The sequence below is a fragment of the Pseudomonas sp. K5002 genome (assembly GCF_013386655.1).
Lineage (GTDB): Bacteria > Pseudomonadota > Gammaproteobacteria > Pseudomonadales > Pseudomonadaceae > Aquipseudomonas.
The window spans coordinates 1-1,789 of sequence record NZ_JACARK010000965.1; the positions used below are offsets into that span (position 1 = coordinate 1).

The 1,789-nt window shown below is 59.8% G+C and carries 2 protein-coding genes; one reads left to right on the plus strand and one right to left on the minus strand.

Annotated features, from left to right (window positions below; all coding sequences use genetic code 11):
• A partial coding sequence (locus HX846_RS31805) for an ATP-binding cassette domain-containing protein (protein ID WP_178966925.1) occupies positions 1 to 815 on the minus strand: 815 nt, incomplete at its 3' end.
• A 409-nt stretch (positions 816 to 1,224) separates the two neighbouring features.
• Here HX846_RS31805 and HX846_RS31810 point away from each other — a divergent pair.
• Positions 1,225 to 1,789, plus strand: a 565-nt coding sequence (locus tag HX846_RS31810; protein ID WP_178966926.1) for a PAS domain-containing protein, incomplete at its 3' end; no start/stop codon positions are given.

Genomic DNA, 1,789 nt, shown 5'->3' on the forward strand with positions numbered 1-1,789 from the left:
CGCTTGCCGTCGGCCATGTCACGCACGCGCATCACCACCTGGCCGGGGTCGTAGGCCGCATGTTCCTTCTTGTAGAAACCTGACAGGTCGCGGCCCACCATCATCTTCACCAGCACTTCGGCCGACAGCACGTCCCGCGCCAGTTCGCCGACGTACTCGCCGTCCCGCAGCACCGAGACCCGGTCCGACAGCTCGTAGATTTCTGCCATGCGATGGCTGATGTAGATGATCGCCAGGCCCTGGCTGCGCAGCTGTTTGATCAGCGCGAACAGGCGGTCGGTCTCCCGGGAGGACAGCGGCGTGGTGGGCTCGTCCATCACCAGGATTTTTGCGTGGGCATGCAAGGCCCGGGCGATTTCCACCAGTTGGCGCTCGGCGATGGACAGGCTGGCGACGCGGGTGGTGGGCAGGAACTCCGCACCGAGCCTTGCCAGCACCTCGGCCACCCCGGCTTCCATGCCCTTGCGGTCGATGGTCCAGCCACGGCGCAGTTCACGGCCCAGGTAAATGTTCTCGGCCACCGTGAGGTTCGGACACAGGCTCAGTTCCTGGTAGATCACGGCAATGCCGAGGGCTTTGGCGGAGGCTGGGTTGTAGCTGGCGACGGGCTGGCCATCGATGCGGATGGTGCCGCCGTCGTCGGCCTGGTAGGCACCGGAGAGGATCTTCATCAAGGTCGATTTGCCGGCGCCGTTCTCACCCATCAAGGCGTGGATTTCACCGGGGTAGACCTTCAGGCTGACGTTCTTGAGCACCCGCAGGCCGTTGAAGGTCTTGCTGATGCCCTGCATTTCAAGCAAGGGTTCAAGGCTCATGACTGAGCTCCTGGTTTTATTATTGTTGTGTTCGGGCGTTTGCCAATGGCAGTCATCGGCAGACCTGATTGCTGCCGACTCTAATCAGATACATTTGCTTACGCAAGCGCTTGCGTCAGCCGTTTATCGTTTGATTAAACGTTTCACCTGATGAATAAATGTTCATCCAGCGACCTGGAGTGACTAATTGCAGATAAAATCGCCGTTTTTCCACCTTCACCTATCCGATTGAGTGCTTTTCTAAAAATAACACCGCGTTTGGCCACTACGATCCCTGTCGGTTGCGGTTTATCTGCTATCGTCCAAAGACCTCATCTCCTCCTCATCGCGCCTGCGCGATCTTCTGTGAGCATGCTCTGCGGCGCCGCCTTTGGCAGCGTCGGGCCTGAAGTTCACGGAACACTGCACGATGGACAACTCTTCAGTCGACAGCCCGGCGGAGCCGCAATCCCGGGCTGAAAAAATCGTCGAATTCAAACGCCAGAAAACCCTGCTCAAGGCCGGCGCCTTGCAAGATGCGATCTTCAACAGCGCCTACTTCTCCAGCATCGCCACCGACGAAAAAGGCGTAATCCAGATTTTCAACGTCGGTGCCGAACGCATGCTTGGCTACGCCGCCGCCGATGTGCTGAACCGCGTCACACCGGCCGACATTTCCGACCCCGCCGAGCTGATCACCCGCGCCGCTGCCCTCAGCCTGGAACTGGACACACCGATCACGCCGGGCTTTGAGGCCCTGGTGTTCAAGGCCTCCCGGGGCATCGAAGACATTTACGAACTGACCTATATCCGCAAGGACAACAGTCGCCTGTCGGCCATGGTGTCGGTGACCGCCCTGCGCAACCGCAACGACGCGATCATCGGCTACCTGCTGATCGGCACCGACAACACCGCGCGCAAGCAGGAAGAGGCGCAACGCAAAGGCTTTGAGCGCGCCCTGGAAGAGAAGAACCTGGAGCTGGAACACGCCAGCC